Below are 16,690 nucleotides of genomic sequence, written 5' to 3' on the forward strand. Positions count from 1 at the left end.
AATTAGTGAATAAATCATCGCGCTTTAATTAAACTAAAACTAAAAAGGACTAGCCCGAAAGCTAGTCCCCATACTATATTACACTATTATAAAATTCATAGAAAAAGTAAACGCTAAAACCAATCAACACTAGCCCTGCCAAAACAGACGCCCACTTAATATATGTAGGATTTAATACTTTTCTCGTCCCTGAAATTAACGTCATCAAGCCGATATCGTGAATTAAAATTCCGACTAAAATACCTGCTCCTATAACAAGAAAGCTAATTGTATTTGTGGCATCAAAAGAGTTGACTAAGATTGGTCCGAAAATACTGATCCAAAACACTAAGTTACCAGGTGAGATGGCTACAAGCAGCCCATTAAAATAAGATGATTTTAATGATTTTGTCGGCTTTTCACCTTTCAATGAAATATCATTTCCACCATTTTTTACACTTTCATAACCAATATACAATAAGAAGATTGCACCAATTAACCATAAGCTTGTTTGAATCATTGGAATAGAGAGTACGGAAGCTAAACCAAAGTATAATAAGAGTATTAGGGCAATATCAATAGTCATACCACCAAGCCCAACAACCCAGCCATGCATAAAACCATTCTTCAGCCCCTGCTTAGTCATCTCTACAGTAATCGTCCCAACCGGTAAAGCAATGGATAATCCAAGAATAATATTTGCGAAAAATAATGCTAGCAATTAAATACCACCTTCATTTTACATTTTAACCAAAAGGGAAATAACATTCAATATAATGTATAAAAATAAAATTAGATTATATGGTTTTTAATTCCTTCGACAATGTAGAGCGTCTGAATTCTTTTAGTTGGCTGAATTCCTTCAATTCATTGGTGCTTTTATCTCTAAATTCTCTTTCGTATTTAACATTCGCCTTTATTTTGAGAAATCAATTAACCTTTTCTGTTTCTTACTCAATTCAACTTTTTCAGGTAACTTATTAACGTCATTTTGTCATTAATCACCACTTCTTTACCTGCCTTTCTATAACCTAATTTTTCATATAAATAGCAATTCCCTTTTTCTTGTTTAATCGTATCCAGTTCCCATTCTACCGTTGCACTATACATCTGTTCAATTTGCTTAAAAACCTCTTGTGCAATTCCTTTACCTTGATAAATTAAACCTATGTAAATTGGACTAATTCTTGTTCGATTATCTGATAAAGGTACAACCCTAATTCCTCCAACAATTTCCTTATGAAAATGAATTACATAATAATCGGATCTAGTTTCAGCTATTCTTTCCGCTAACTTCTCGATCGTCTCCTTAGCAGGATTTGTTTGAGTATCATTGTATTTTTGTAATAGGGGCATAAATGCTTCCACTTGTATTTTATGTAATATTTCAACATCTTTATTCGTTGCCATCATTAGTTTTATACTTTTAGTCATTTTTCAATTCTCCTTGTTTATATAAATAAATTTCAAAATTCATCTCAATGAAGTAGCAAAATACGAAGTCACATCATTTATACCTAGCATCTTAATTATCCCGCATTTTCAATATAATACCACTTCTTTATAATAAATATGCTATTTCATAAGTCGATTCTCTGCTTAAATAGCTCCCCCTTTATCAAGACCCCCATCAGTGCTTACCACAAAGGACAATCCTAGTTACACTGGATATTTTCTAAACTCTTACGATGGATTAATGAAGAATTTTTTATTAAAAGATGTGAGATAGGGGTATAAACATAACATTTAAGTCCAGTTTCATTGTTTACTGGCAACTTTGGTGGTTTTACTGGCAACTTCGGGTTCTTTACTGGCAACTTTTCATAGATTACTGGCAACTTCTAGCACTTTACTGGCAACTTTCATCATATTCATCATAAAATACATACAGGGGTATACATTCTCTCTCATTTTCAAACAGCAAAAAAGACTGACAGATATTAGCCAGCCTCTTAATATGTTAAAACGTAACTGTCCAAATGATTTCCCTGATCATACTCGAAGTATAATATTGAAAAAAAGATATAAAATGCCTGCTTAAACAACGGCTAGCAGTCAATTCACGGCTAGAAATGGTCGACATCATTTGCTGCACTAGAAATTTAGATTACTTTTTCAAGTCTCATGTCATAAACATGAACCTCTACTGTTACGTTATCTGATGTTATTTTTTTTATTTCTTTAACTAATCTCCTCCTGATTTCTACTTCAATTTCTTTTCCTCGATTAATGCTAGTTGAGTCATTATTACGTAAACTTGTAAGGATATTTATGCTTACAAAATTGGGTTCTGTTTCTTTCAATACCCTTTGAACTTCTGCATATCCTTTATCTTTAAAACTACTCTTAATGTCTTCAATATTTAATTCATTATATTGCTCAGTTGTTTCAGGGGTGGTAGTAAATGACTTATTGACATGGATTGAATAACCTTTATATTTTGTTTTTCGTATCACACCTCTAGCAATTTTTTTAAGCTCCTTTTCATTTTCATCTATATACTGTTGTCTCCCCTCTATCATTACATCAAATCTCTTCTCTGGGTAATTTATAAGGACACCGTTTACAAATGAAATGTTTTTTTCTGCAAGTTTGGTCCATATGTCCCCAGGAGTCCTGTCAGAACCCATTTTTTCAAGCTTATCTCCGAGCCCTTTCGGAGTCCAAGATTCGTTTGTCGAAGCCTCTACTTGATCTTGAAATTGCTGAATAAACCATACACCTTTTCATAACTGATCCCTCCCTTGATTCGCAATAGTATGCCCATACCATAGTAAATATTTAATTTGTTGCAATTTACGGGGATTAAATATTATGAGAGCCTCTGAGAAAAGTGCTTCCTTTCCTCATTTTTTCATGTTATTATTTATTACAAACATTCCCATTATTAGCAAAACCCCTCTTGCTAATTTAATGGTTCAAGTATACATAACTAAACTAAAATGACTCAAAGGAGTGAAACCAATGTAGACAACTATTTTCTCTTAAACAATTAAATAAGAGGGGTTGTTTGCGTTGAAGAATAAATCATTTAATGCCTTATTGGTAGGAGAGTCTTTAGCAAATGCTGGCGATGTATTTTACATTGTGGCACTCATCACAACTGTATTTAGTGTTACAGATTCTTTGTTTTATGTTTCTTTAGTTCCCGTCATTAAATTGTCTGGCGGATTTCTAGGTGGCTTGGTCGCACCGCTTTTAATTGACCGATACAAATTAAAGGCAATTTTATTAAACTCTCAATTAGTGAAGACATGTATATTACTAGTGTTAACACTGTATGTATCACTATTCCTATCAATTGATACGATTGTGATTATTTATGTGCTTATTTTCTGTATTACTTTTTTGGATAGCTTTGCTCATCCAGCAAGTAGCGCAATCCTTCCAGAGCTTATTGAAGAAGCATACTTGTTAAAAGCGAATAGTCTAATGTCTTCTGTTTATCAGTTCATTAATATGGGTGGTTGGGCAGTTGGTGGGATCTTGGCTGTGCTTTTGCATTCGAATGGATTGTTAATCGTAACATTCATCCTGTTTGTTTTGTCCACATTTTTACTGACGTTTATTAAGGTCAATGGGGAGAAACAAGATGCGGGATCTGCTACAGAAGGAAGGAAAATGCATTCTATTTTTGAGGGATGGAAATTAATAGCGGAGGATAGTAAATTGCGCATTCTCCATATCGTTCTGTTTTTAGGTGCAATTGCAGGTCCTGTTTGGGTATCTTCTATCATTTACCCTTTTATAGAATTGAGGTTGCATAAAGGAAACGAATGGTGGGGGTATATTAATGCCACATTCTTTTTAGGATTATTTTTTGGTGGCTTGTTCGGGTATTCAAAATCTGATTTAATTAACCGAAACATCCATCTTGTTATTTTGGTTGGCAGCTTTATTGTTTTTCTAATGACTTTTCTATTTGGGATCAACAGTTATCCTTTGCTTGCCCTATTGGTGATTTGTATATATGGTTTATTCTATGAATTAAGTATGATTGCCATTAATACACTCATTCAAGGAAGGGTCAAAGAAAAGCTTCTAGCAAAGGTTTATGCTGCTCAAAGTTCTATGATGATGGCTACATTTGGTATCTCCACTCTTATAATGGGGGTATTGGGAGAACATTTTAATATTGTCGTTGTGTTTATGGTAGCTTCGTGCGTTTCGTTTTTGTCGTTTGTTATTCTTTTGACAACTAAGAAGAGTTTATCAGCATCTTCACAATAAATGACAATCCATAAATTAACTGACAATAAAAAGACGTCCAATCAGTTAGAAGTTAACTGATTGGACGTTCTACTTTCTAAAGAACTGTACGAGCCATTAAATTTCTCGGACAACAGTCAAAATACGTTATTTTGTAGCTTTTAATTCTACACCTAACAATCCATGATACCACTTATTAGCATCGTCCTTATTCAAGTGTACGTATTTGTCAGTCCCTTTTATAACTTCTATAGTATCTTTGTTTTGGCTAATCCACATCGAATAGGTATCTTGTTTTGTAGAAGCTTCAGCGTATACAGGTTCAATGATGAACTTATAATCCGGTTTGCGATCCATTTCAACTGTCGCTTTCTCCCATTTAGTATTTCCCAACAATTTTACGACGTTAGCGACTTTTATTGTATCAAATACTTTATTGATATCACCATAATTTCCTTGGCTATATAATTTTTGAACCGTTATTTTCTGTGCAACATTCTTAGGTTCTTCCTGATTGGAACAACCAGATGTTATGCAACTTGTCACAATGCACATTATAAAAAGAACTATACTTATCCGCTGTCTCCGCTCCAAGTGATTATTTACTATTATAATCTTCAGCCCCTTTCATCAACTTTCAACTTCATTTATTTTGTAATTTTTTGCAAATTTTTAAATTTATCCACTTTTACATCAATATCGACTCCATCAATTTTCTCAGCTCCAAAAAAAGATATTTCCCTTTCAAATCACATACATCTACTTGTATGTCTCTCGATATACTCTTATGCTTTAGCCGATATTCAAGTTGATGAAAATGAAAATAACAAACAATAAAATAGATTTTAGACTACGGAGTATTCCAAGCATAAAAAATATAATTTATGAAATTAAAGTAACAAAAAAGTCAATTATATCCATAAAAGATACAATCGACTTTTTTAATCAAACGCGCTAAAATACGTAAGTAACAAAAGATATTCTGCCTAACTAAAAGCACATTTTCATTTCTATTGTACTTCGTTATTTCTTAATCGTTTCCTTATATGATTTTCTCTCTGATTTAAACCTATTAATTTTCACCGTGAGATTTCGAATGGAATCCTCGGTCAACTCAACTTTTCCATCCTTCTGGATTTTTTTCCACTCTTTTAAATTTTTACGATATACGTGCTCGGATAATCGATAGATATCTATATCGTTTTTCAATGCTTCTTCATAGGTGTCTTTAATTTCTTTTTTTACTTCCTTTACTACTTTTTTTCGAATTTCATCATTCGTTACATTTCCTTCAAAGTCACTAACTTGGGCATTCATTGATACATCAATATCAAACGTCACTTCTTCTTTTCTAACAATTGGTTCTACTTTCACCTTTATTTTATCTACAACCACTGTGATGAATATTTCTTCGCTCGATTCTATCTTAACTGTAATTTCACCTCTTTTCGTTTCGTTCGACATCCACTGTAATCCTCGTACTTTTTTTGCTGGTATAAATCCTTTAAACTCGTTCGGAGAGAGTACACCAACTCCTGAATAAGAAGTAGCATCTTTTGGCCCTTCTTCCGACTTCCATTTATTACTGATGGAAACGAAAGGAATCGGCATTTCATGATTTGGCTCATTTAGTCCAATAATCAACATTCTTAAATTGACCGGTTTAATAAAGGACTCTTGTACATATGAATTCTTTGGGTCTCCTAACTGTGACAACATAATAGCCTTATTGATGATTGGTGTAATCAGCAATAAATCTTCTATAGGCTCCTTTGTACCATACACCCAGATTTGATATCTCGTCTCTCTATATCTGGTCAAAGTGTCGATAACCGGATTTACATTCGCGTTTTTTAGCGCTTCTTCAGAGAAAATAATATACGATAAAAAACCCCAAAAAGCCTTTTGATCCATTGTATGATATAATTCAAAAATTGCTTCATCCATTGTGTCACCGGTTGCATGTCCTACTTCAGCCTGCACTTCATTATTAGGGGCTTGTTCAGTATTTGCAGTAGTGGAAAAATCAATAATTTGAGCATATACTTCGTATTTACCATCCTTGTAATCCACGCCAAGCCCATGAATATATAGCATTCTTTCTGGTTCTTCTGCACCCCAACAACCGGAGAGGATAGTAATGAGCAACATAACTATAACCGCTATTCTCTTATTCATCCTTTTCCTCTTTGCTCCGCGTTTGATCTTGAGGATCTAACATATTCGGACGCTCATCATATTGATTTGGAGGAGATCGAAACAGGGATTTTTTGATTGTTGACCAATTCAAATCTGTTGCAATATTCATATAGGGTACACCAAATATTCGAACATTCGATAAATAAAAAATTGTAAAGTAAAGTGATATAAAAAAACCAAACAATCCCAAAAGCGCAGTGGCAACAATGAAACAAATGCGTAAAATACTTACTGCAGTAACGAGTGACTGATTGACTAGCGTAAATGTCGCAATGGTTGAAATCGCTATAATGACAATCATCGCAGGACTTGTTACACCAGATCGAATGGCGGCATCCCCTATAATTAATCCACCTACAACACTAATTGTTCCACCAATGGCAGAAGGAAGACGTAAGCCAGCTTCACGGAACAATTCAAACATGAGGAGCATAAGGAGCATTTCCAGTGGGGATGGAAGTGGAAGCCCTGTATTTAATTGTACAACTGTCGCTAACATTTGCAGAGGCAATTGATTTTGATGAAAAGTTGTTAAAGCGAGCCAAAATGCCGGCAAAAGCAAGCCAATAAATATACTAGAAACACGTAGTAGCCGCACCATTGAACTAAATACGATGGAATTTTCATTATCCTCACCCGTCTTTAAAAGGAAAAACAAATTCACAGGGGTGATGACACCATACGCTACCCCATCAACTAGAATAAGAAAACGCCCTCTAACAAGGGATTGAATAGCATAATCCGGTCTCCCAGTATAATCCTCCCTAGGAAACAATTTACCGCTTTTATGAATTTTTTCCATTAATTGATCACCGCTAAAAACGATATCTGTATCGACTTTGTTTATCTCTTTTTTGATTTCATTCAGAACTTCTTTATTCGCAATATCGTCAAAATAGAGGACGGCTACTGTCGTTTTTGAACGTTTCCCCAATTCAAATTTTTCCACGCACAATGAATTTGTAGGTAATCGTTTCCGCACTAAAGCGATATTAACTGTAATATCTTCAATAAAGTTATCCCTTGGACCTTTTACAAGCACTTCCAATCGTGTCTCTTCAGGTTTTCGATTTGGTTTTCTAGCAATATTGCTTGAAAAGAGGAGAAGTTCCTCCTCAAAATAAAGTAACACATGGCCGGTATACACGAGTAAAATAGCTTCTTCTAAATCATCCAATTTTTTTAAATTTGGAATATATAACTGTGTTACAATTGCTTCTTCCAAAGATTTCTCCGCTATGTTTTTGAAAATGAGTTGAACTCGCGGGACAATAACTTCATTCAATAACTGATGGTCAGTCATTGCTTCACATGTAATGAATTGCACTTTATGTTGATCGAATGTATACGTTTGAAAAAGAACATCTGCAGACTTCTGAAATAACTGCTTCAAAGCATTTACATCTATTTCCTTTTTAGCCGGTTGCAATGCTCTTCACTACTTTCTGTATAATTATTTTGTTTGAGCCCGATTAGTTGATTTTTTAGAAACGAAGGCTACGATTGCAAGAAAGAGGGATAGTATGAAAAAGAAGAGAAAGGTAACAGTCAATAAATAATTCCCCTTAACCTTAAGAAATATACTGTCGCTCAATAGAAATAGCGATAAAGAAATAAAGAAAAAAGCAGGAGCTATGGTTTTCCAAATAATTTTTTTTTTCCCATTCATATTCAATAGATCTACAACAACGAATAATATTAATCCTACCCTTATATAAACACCTGTTAGCCATTGATAAATGGAAAAAAAATCAAGGTGTTCAATAAAGCGCCCAATCGAAATAAGTCCCCACTCTTCATACGCGGGGTATGTTTGCTTTGCAGCTTCATCTGGCCCAAACTCAATAATTGATCCAATAAGTGGACCTAACGTAAGTCCCATTAAAATAAGAAGCATGATTGTGAAATGATACCACCGAATTCGTCCTTTGAATTGATGTTGAAGGAACAAAAACAGTATCAGTTCGACAAACCCCGAAGCTGGGTATACCATTCCTTTCAATACTGGTGAAAATCCGTGTTCGAAAAAAGGGCGCAATAGCTCAGGATTTTTCACTTGTATATTCGTAAATGCCACAAAAAAGCCAAAGATAACTACTCCTAATAGAACCAATACGTTTACCATTGCAATGGTTTGTAAGTCTGATGTGATAAGTACGATACAAAGAATTATGAAAATGATTAACATTACTAACATGGGTGTTTCAGGTAAAAAGGTTGTTGTTATCCAAAGCAAAGTTTCTCTCATTGTAAACGCAGCAAGGATGAGTAAGTAAATGGCTATACTATAGATCACAATGGCGGAACCTACTTTTCCAATTTTCAGTTTTAACCAATCTTTAATCGGTTCTTGATTTGATTTCTTATGAATATAAACTAAAAGAAACAGCCAGGGGAATATTGCTACTGTTGCAAATACAACAGATGCCCATCCATCCCTCCCTACATCTTCTAATAATGATGGAATAATGGTTACATGATTTTTTAGACCAATGACCGTCATCGACAGGAATATGACATGTAATATACTAATTGTACCGGCGCTTTTCATATTAAAACCCTCTAACATTTATTGGTATCTGTTAGTTTTACCAATAATACGAAAGTTTATAAGTCGTCTTTTGGAAAGTTGTTGCCATCTGGAGTATTTTGGGAATATAAAAATAGAAAAGGGACTAGTGTAAAAATCGCGATGCTAAAGATTTTACTATATAAATGTAGAAGTAGAGGAGATTACATACTGGAGTTAGTATTTATGTATGGACACATTCAAATTAAGTCCTTATTCTAAAAATCATTAGAGGACATGTCCCTTTAAGAAATAAAAAGCCACCACCTTGAACCCAATCGAACTGTATCTCTTTGTTACGCTAGTCAATCAAATTGCCAAATAATATGGCGTTTCTTAATGCAAAGCAATAAGTTCATTTAAAGTTATAGGCCTAAGTGCATTTTCCCCCTAACATTTCTAAAGTAGTTTCTACACCCACATATATTGCACCGTTAAGCTCTACAGAATAATTAAGCAATATTAAAAGGCAACCATAGTTGGCTGCCTTCAAAAAGTTGACTATCTTTATGATGTTAGGGGGATAATGAAGAAAAATACCATTCATTACATCGATTAACCAAATATAAAAAAGTAATCTTAATGATAATTACAGCTTAAGAATTCTGCATTTCTATTTACAGCCGTTCAAATTCATCCACTATTTCATCAATATCAGGTTCTATCCAAGAAAATCTATCTTTCTCCCAACGGTGAAATATATGCCTATAACAATTTAGACTTATTAATATCCCAAGTCTCAAAATGAAATAAGGTAATTTCCTTTTCATATCATACAAAGCTGCTTTTAAATCTTTCTATACATTTTTATGCTTTAGCTAATATTCAAGTTGATGAAGATAAAAATAGCTACAACGAGAATAATGATAATTGTTTCTATAAAGTTATGATCTTGGTCTTTTTTCATGCGGATTTGTTCTCGATAAAGCCTTTGAATTTGTTTTTTATTCGCAAACTTCATCATTAATCCCCCATTTAATCATTATGTTTTTATTTCATTACATCGATTAACGTTTGACCAAGCTATCTGTTCACTACTTATAATACCATTTTTTTCTTTATTAACTAATTTTAATCTACAAATTCAGAATAATCACTTTTTTATATTGTATGCACAGCTTTGATTTCAGCCAAAGTTATGGTACCTATTTTTAAAAAATTCTACCGTTTATTTCCTTAAAATTCGATAGTCAATTCTCAAAAATGGGATGCCAAAAATCTTCATCTTATGAAGTGCTGTTAGATTTCCTTTACTCGTTTCTGTGATCGTAAAATGCTCAGATAATGGTAGCTTGAATAGGAATTGTCCCACTGTTAAATAAATTCCGGCATCCTCTTCCCCTTCACTCGTTAATATAAGACACCCGTTTTTTTCATCAATCTGTAAGATACCTATCATTGATGAAAGAGGTAAAGGCAATGCAATATTCATATATGATCTGCCAGCTGTTTTGTGCTGCGAATAGATGGCAACAAAGACGGTTTGTTGCTGCACTTTACGAATCCAAGCACGCGGTTTAACTCGGCCATCCACAATCGTATCAATTCTTTTTATTTCCCCCGTCATTTCTGTTTCTTTGCTTGAAATCGGTAAGTTCAACTGCTGCATTTGTTTACTAACTAGTTTGTAAATCATCGCAAATGGTTTAAACCAAACTGCCCACTTAATAGACGCAAATAATTGGTAACGGTCCGTTTGCTCATAAAATTCTATAATTGTTTTTGGCAACGCTTCTGTATCAACAAAGACACTCAAATCGTCCACTAGTCCAGGATGTGAATCACCTATTCCCTCTAGCTTTCCACAAATCTGACTTATAGGAAAATCCCATGTACGCTGATTCGTTTTTGGTGGAGACATCGCCCATCCACCAACTCCGATTAACCCAAAAATGACGCAGTTAAAAAAACCGTGAAATGCAAGCATAAAGTCCATTCGAATAGTCCATTCCCCAAATGCATTCCCTGTCGCATAAAGGAATGAAAATAAAATCGTCACACCAAGAGCGATAAAAGAAAGACGGATACATACAGCTTGCAATCGCGTTGCAAAATGCGTTTGAAATGCCAGCACAATTAGGCTATATATAGCAAAAATATACACTAACACAGAAATCACTTCGAGTACTGGCCAAAATGTAATTCCGATTGCAACAAGCATAGGTCCTGCCAAAATCATCGGCACAATCCATCTATACAGCTTAGAATCATGTAATCTACCAAAAAAACCAAGAGAAATACACAATAAAAACGCCGAATAATGAAAATGAATACCCGTTAACCAAGTAATAAGTGGACTAAAACCTGTATCCAAACCAGCAATATATGCAAAGAACCAAAGTCCCCCGATAAATAAATACATCATGCCAATATCAATTGAAATTTCTTCCCAGTTTGTAAAGCCACGTCGCAAAAATCGCTCCGCCCCAAGTACTGCCACAAATAAAGTAAATGTGACGTAAATCAATACTAATACAATTGACCACGGGCCAGATGAAACAATATGTAATAAAAAAATAGAGATCATTCCTGAGAAAATAAAAAAGCAATGTATTTTTCTTATCATAATGACTTGCTGGAGCATCATCGGCACAAATAGTAACTGTGCAGCCGTTAACATTAAAAAGAAAGGCTGCTGTTTAGTGAACAGACCGCTCGCGACAAATAAGATAATTCCTACTATCGTTATTAAACTAACAAATGTGTTCTTTGAATTCACCTGCATAAGCCATCACCCTTCCGACAATTGGATTATGAATATACACATGAATCGTGAACAACTCTCGCACCGCATCATACCCTTCCTCCACAATGACACTACCTTCTAATAATCGTGGAATGGGTAATTCTATTTTCCCGAGAACTACACGCTGAAAACCAGAGCGAATAAGTAATCGCCCTTCATTTGTTACATCAAATTTTAAATCTGAATATAATAGGCTTGGTTCTCCTAAATAATCCTTTACAACTTTACGTTTGGCATCAATGGTCATAAATGCATTAAAACGCCTTGTACCCTTTTTAAAATAGAAAGTGCGTTCCCAGTATACTTCCGCCTCACCATTCGATAATAATTTACATGTATTTTGAATCGTAAAAGGTACGTCTTGTCCATTTTCAGGGAATAAAAACTTCCAGTGAGTTGCAAATGTCAGCAATGGATTTAACCATCTAGCGCCAGTTTCTATTTTTGTCATCGTTCCGGTTGCAAAGAATGGAACATCCACTGGCAATGCATAACGTTCTTGTAATTTAGGATGAAGCTTGTGGAAATCTTCCCCTAAAAGACTTTGATAAATTGTCATTTTAACCCGCTCCTCTTGTCCGTTTACAACTTGTTGCAGTTGGCAAATCCTTTGCCATGTAGAACCCTAAAATAGACAAGACCCATAGACTCATATTAAAGGTAATCGGGTTAAATGGATGTGTTGCGATTGAATGTTCGGTAAGTAAAGCACCAATTGTTAATGCAGGAAACAAAATAATTTGTAATGCAAATAAACGCCTTTTGTTACGATATAGTAGCCATACAATCGCAAATAAAATTTCAAGTACACCAATTACACTTACTGCTTTTAGAGCAACTGCTCCATCTAGAGAAGTTAAACTTGATAACATAGCCACTTCTTCAGGATGCTTAGCTACAATTTTCGGTATAAGTCCATGATACAGCCATACGAAAATAAACAGCGCAGTCATAATAGCGCTACCGAAGAAACGTAAATATTGTGTTCTTGGGACTTCTCCCTTTTCAACCCAACGCTTCAGAACATCAAAACTAAGAGCTGTTGCCCACCCCATAACGGGACGGAAAAATATATCTAACAGCCGGCCTAGAATTCCATAACGTACTTTATAGTCATATTGCGTTAGAAATGTCAGTCCACCTTTTGCGGGAACATATTGCCAATAGCCTCCTCCTTCACTAATTGGTGAGATTTTCTGATCTGTCCCAAAATGAAGAGAGGAAGTTTTAGTGCCATCATTCTTATTATGTATACCATTACTTTTACCCCAGCCTGCTACTTTTAAGCCAAGCCCGATTTTCGTTTCATATAGAAAAGATTGTGGTTCATCCTCCTGTTTTTTCGGTAAATATGTAATTGAAGAAAAGCGTAAATCCCATTGTTCATGGATCTCAGGCTTCTGCGTCATCTCCCAGACATCATCAATATTTGCTTGAATGGGTATTTCTACATATATCGGTTTATTCTTCATCAAATAACACCTCTACAATTGAAGTTAGTTTAGATATATGTTGGATCAGGTGTGTTGATTAACCAACTTTAATCATTACTATTAAAGTGGTAGGTTGATTTCCGCTATGGGATGCTCGCTTTCCAGGGGCAAGCACCCTTCGCTACAATCAACGAAAAAATGTAGTAACCGTTAATATTGAACATAAAAAACCATTTTAACGGTAAATAACAACCTAATATTTCATTTGATAACAAAATCAGCTTGCTCTAATTCACTTGGCTGTGCAAAGTCACATTGACAACCAATGGCAAACAATCGATTATCTTTAGCTCCTTTAATATCGGATACGTGATCACCGACAACGTAATCATTCGTATTTAGGACAATATCTTTTACTAATTTGGATTTACCGTCACTCATTATGCTTGAATGCTTATGTTCAGTTTTGTCCATCAATCTAATCGATATTTTCCAACAATGGCTTATAGATTCTACTTTAATAATTAGTTTGTAGCCCCTTGCAAACAGCTTAAACAAAATTGCCCAATGAAAAAAAGAAAAAAGTTGATATTCATCCGTCTGCAATTACTTTCATAAACTTGCGATAACTTCACATTTAGGAGAGTAGTCGGTTGAACTAAGAGAGAATTAATATGACAAGGGGCAAAATAAATTTCAAGTGAATCACGACGAGTATTCAAAGCTTGAACGAATGGCAAAGAGTTAAATATGAGTGCGTTTATTTAGTACTTAGGTCTTGTTGCCACAGCTGCTATAAACATAAACCAAAATTGTATACAAAACATAGCTAAAATAAATGTCCAGTCATAGTACGGAGCTATCATAAACACTAGCACCATGTAAATAAATGCAACAAAAAAACTTGCCCACAATATCCCTTTCTTGCTTATTGTCGCTTGAAGAATGATGAATCCAAAAGTAATAAACAAAGGTAAATATATATTCATAATAATCACCCTTTTTAGTAATTATAATACATTTCAGTAGATCGTATATTGTAATTACAAAAAAAGATGTTTTATTACTAGGAGACACTGTCACAGTAACTCCTTCTGGTGCTAGTACAGTAGAACCAACCGTAATAAATATAGCTAGATGCTTATGGGCAGGTCCATGCCTATTTTAAGATGAGGATAAGAGCCGTCACAATCTAAAAATAAAAAACATAGTATAACGAGACTTTGATTTTTAAAGTTAATTTAATAGAAAGGTGGTGAACAACATGACCATTCAAAATTTAATAAATAATGGAAGTTTTGAAACAGGAGCGTTGTCCCCTTGGGTTGGCATGAATGCAACGATTACTAGCCAATATTCACATTCAGGTTTTTTCTCGGCGAGGTTACAAGGCAGAAACGCGCTCTCTTTTATTTCTCAAACTGTTCCTGTTAATGCGGGAGAGGGATTTGAGTTTCTGGTTTCGTTAGCCAAAGTAGGATTTTCCCCGGCTGCTCCTGTACAGATACAAGTCATTTATTTAGATAGTATGTTCAATTCGCTTGGGAACGGTCTCTTTGTAAATATTCCGAGTGATCGTATTCCTACTGCAGATAATGATACTTGGCTTGAAATTTATCAAACCACGACTCCAGCTCCTCCAGGCTCCACGCAAGCCTTTATTTTAATTAATAATCTTCCACAAGTAGGAACGGCAGATGTGTTAGTTGACGATGTAGCTCTATTAGTTGCAGGGGGAAATGGCGCAACCGGAGCTACTGGTGCTACTGGCGCAACCGGAGCAACCGGAGCTACTGGCGCTACTGGTGCTACTGGTGCTACTGGTGCTACTGGTGCTACTGGTGCTACTGGTGCTACTGGTGACACCGGTGCTACTGGTGCTACCGGCGACACTGGTGCTACCGGCGACACTGGTGCTACGGGCGACACCGGTGCTACTGGTGCTACCGGCGACACTGGCGCTACTGGTGCTACCGGCGACACTGGTACTACTGGTGACACTGGTGCTACTGGTGACACTGGCGCTACGGGCGACACCGGAGCAACTGGCGCTACTGGTGACACGGGCGCAACCGGCGACACCGGAGCAACGGGCGCTACTGGTGACACTGGCGCAACCGGCGACACCGGAGCAACGGGCGCTACTGGAGCAACGGGTGAAACCGGAGCTACTGGTGCAACTGGTGACACTGGTGACACTGGTGCTACAGGTGCAACGGGCGACACCGGTGCTACTGGAGCAACGGGAGAAACCGGTGCTCCTGGAGCAACCGGAGACACTGGTGCTACTGGAGCTACTGGTACTACTGGTGCTACTGGCGCAACCGGCGACACCGGTGCTACTGGAGACACTGGTGCTACTGGTGCTACTGGAGCAACCGGCGACACCGGTGCTACTGGTGACACTGGTGCTACTGGTGCTACCGGCGACACCGGTGCTACTGGAGCAACCGGAGACACTGGTGCTACTGGTGCTACCGGCGACACCGGTGCTACTGGCGCAACCGGAGACACTGGTGCTACTGGCGCTACTGGTACTACTGGTGCTACTGGCGCAACCGGCGACACCGGTGCGACTGGCGACACTGGTGCTACAGGTGCTACTGGTGACACCGGTGCGACTGGCGACACTGGTGCTACAGGTGCTACTGGTGACACCGGTGCGACTGGCGACACTGGTGCTACAGGTGCTACTGGTGACACCGGTGCGACTGGCGACACTGGTGCTACAGGTGCTACTGGTGACACCGGTGCTACTGGCGCCACCGGCGACACCGGTGCTACTGGTGACACTGGTGCTACTGGCGACACTGGTGCTACTGGTGCTACCGGCGACACTGGCGCTACTGGTGCGACCGGCGCTACTGGTGCTACTGGTGCTACTGGTGACACGGGTGCTACTGGAGCAACCGGCGACACTGGTGCTACTGGTGACACCGGAGCTACTGGCGCAACCGGCGACACCGGTGCTACTGGTGACACTGGTGCTACTGGCGACACTGGTGCTACTGGTGCTACCGGCGACACTGGCGCTACTGGTGCTACCGGCGCTACTGGTGCTACTGGTGCTACTGGTGACACCGGTGCTACTGGCGCAACCGGCGACACTGGTGCTACTGGTGACACTGGAGCTACTGGTGACACTGGAGCTACTGGTGCTACCGGCGACACTGGCGCTACTGGTGCGACCGGCGCTACTGGTGCTACTGGTGCTACTGGTGACACCGGAGCTACTGGCGCAACCGGCGACACCGGTGTAACTGGAGCAACCGGCGACACTGGAGCTACTGGAGCAACTGGTGAAACCGGAGCTACTGGAGCTACTGGTGAAACCGGAGCTACTGGTGCAACCGGCGACACTGGTGCTACTGGTGACACTGGAGCTACTGGTGACACTGGAGCTACTGGTGCAACCGGCGACATCGGTGCAACTGGAGCTACTGGAGCAACCGGCGACACTGGTGCTACCGGAGCTACTGGCGACACTGGTGCAACGGGCGACACCGGTGTAACTGGAGCAACCGGCGACACTGGTGCTACTGGTGCAACGGGCGA

Annotated in this window: 14 protein-coding genes; 2 read left to right on the forward strand and 12 right to left on the reverse strand. The window is 37.7% G+C overall.

Features of this window, described 5'->3' with window-relative positions; all coding sequences use genetic code 11:
• Positions 1-73: 73 nt before the first annotated feature.
• The 3 genes from JFL43_RS20425 to JFL43_RS20435 all read right to left on the reverse strand — a co-directional run bounded on the left by JFL43_RS20425 (position 74) and on the right by JFL43_RS20435 (position 2,609).
• Positions 74-700, reverse strand: a complete 627-nt coding sequence (locus JFL43_RS20425; RefSeq protein WP_200750455.1) for a LysE family translocator — start codon at positions 698-700, stop codon at positions 74-76.
• A 233-nt stretch (positions 701-933) separates the two neighbouring features.
• On the reverse strand, positions 934-1,413 hold the full coding sequence (locus JFL43_RS20430; RefSeq protein WP_234447931.1) for a GNAT family N-acetyltransferase: 480 nt from the start codon (positions 1,411-1,413) through the stop codon (positions 934-936).
• 668 nt (positions 1,414-2,081) lie between these two features.
• Complete coding sequence (locus JFL43_RS20435; RefSeq protein WP_200750456.1) at positions 2,082-2,609, reverse strand: hypothetical protein; 528 nt, start codon at positions 2,607-2,609, stop codon at positions 2,082-2,084.
• A 385-nt stretch (positions 2,610-2,994) separates the two neighbouring features.
• On the opposite strand from JFL43_RS20435, the gene JFL43_RS20440 reads away from it, so the two are divergent.
• Positions 2,995-4,209, forward strand: coding sequence for an MFS transporter (locus tag JFL43_RS20440; protein WP_200750457.1), 1,215 nt, complete (start codon positions 2,995-2,997; stop codon positions 4,207-4,209).
• Between the two features lie 126 nt (positions 4,210-4,335).
• Here JFL43_RS20440 and JFL43_RS20445 read toward each other — a convergent pair whose 3' ends face one another.
• The 9 genes from JFL43_RS20445 to JFL43_RS20485 all read right to left on the reverse strand — a co-directional run bounded on the left by JFL43_RS20445 (position 4,336) and on the right by JFL43_RS20485 (position 13,609).
• Positions 4,336-4,734 carry a hypothetical protein gene (locus JFL43_RS20445; protein ID WP_200750458.1) on the reverse strand — a complete coding sequence of 133 codons (399 nt, stop codon included), beginning with the start codon at positions 4,732-4,734 and terminating at the stop codon, positions 4,336-4,338.
• 477 nt (positions 4,735-5,211) lie between these two features.
• On the reverse strand, positions 5,212-6,366 hold the full coding sequence (locus tag JFL43_RS20450) for a Ger(x)C family spore germination protein (RefSeq protein ID WP_200750459.1): 1,155 nt from the start codon (positions 6,364-6,366) through the stop codon (positions 5,212-5,214).
• On the reverse strand, positions 6,359-7,816 hold the full coding sequence (locus tag JFL43_RS20455; protein ID WP_200750460.1) for a spore germination protein: 1,458 nt from the start codon (positions 7,814-7,816) through the stop codon (positions 6,359-6,361). Before JFL43_RS20455 ends, JFL43_RS20450 begins: the two co-directional genes overlap by 8 nt.
• A gap of 24 nt (positions 7,817-7,840) precedes the next feature.
• Positions 7,841-8,938, reverse strand: a complete 1,098-nt coding sequence (locus tag JFL43_RS20460) for a GerAB/ArcD/ProY family transporter (RefSeq protein WP_200750461.1) — start codon at positions 8,936-8,938, stop codon at positions 7,841-7,843.
• Between the two features lie 832 nt (positions 8,939-9,770).
• Positions 9,771-9,920, reverse strand: coding sequence for a hypothetical protein (locus JFL43_RS20465; protein ID WP_200750462.1), 150 nt, complete (start codon positions 9,918-9,920; stop codon positions 9,771-9,773).
• 204 nt (positions 9,921-10,124) lie between these two features.
• The gene (locus JFL43_RS20470; RefSeq protein WP_200750463.1) at positions 10,125-11,681 is read right to left on the reverse strand and encodes a YndJ family protein; all 1,557 of its coding nucleotides are present in this window, start codon (positions 11,679-11,681) and stop codon (positions 10,125-10,127) included.
• Positions 11,650-12,261 (reverse strand): DUF4166 domain-containing protein, encoded by a 612-nt coding sequence (locus JFL43_RS20475; protein ID WP_200750464.1) that lies wholly within the window; start codon positions 12,259-12,261, stop codon positions 11,650-11,652. The genes JFL43_RS20470 and JFL43_RS20475 overlap by 32 nt, the downstream gene beginning before the upstream one ends.
• Before the next feature lies 1 nt (position 12,262).
• A complete protein-coding gene (locus JFL43_RS20480) occupies positions 12,263-13,174 on the reverse strand; it encodes a DoxX-like family protein (RefSeq protein ID WP_200750465.1) in 912 nt (303 codons plus the stop codon).
• Positions 13,175-13,396: 222 nt separating this feature from the next.
• Complete coding sequence (locus JFL43_RS20485) at positions 13,397-13,609, reverse strand: hypothetical protein (RefSeq protein ID WP_200750466.1); 213 nt, start codon at positions 13,607-13,609, stop codon at positions 13,397-13,399.
• A 790-nt stretch (positions 13,610-14,399) separates the two neighbouring features.
• Here JFL43_RS20485 and JFL43_RS20490 point away from each other — a divergent pair.
• A partial coding sequence (locus JFL43_RS20490) for an NTTRR-F1 domain (protein WP_200750469.1) occupies positions 14,400-16,690 on the forward strand: 2,291 nt, incomplete at its 3' end.

It is taken from the genome of Viridibacillus soli, from assembly GCF_016612995.1.
GTDB lineage: Bacteria > Bacillota > Bacilli > Bacillales_A > Planococcaceae > Viridibacillus > Viridibacillus soli.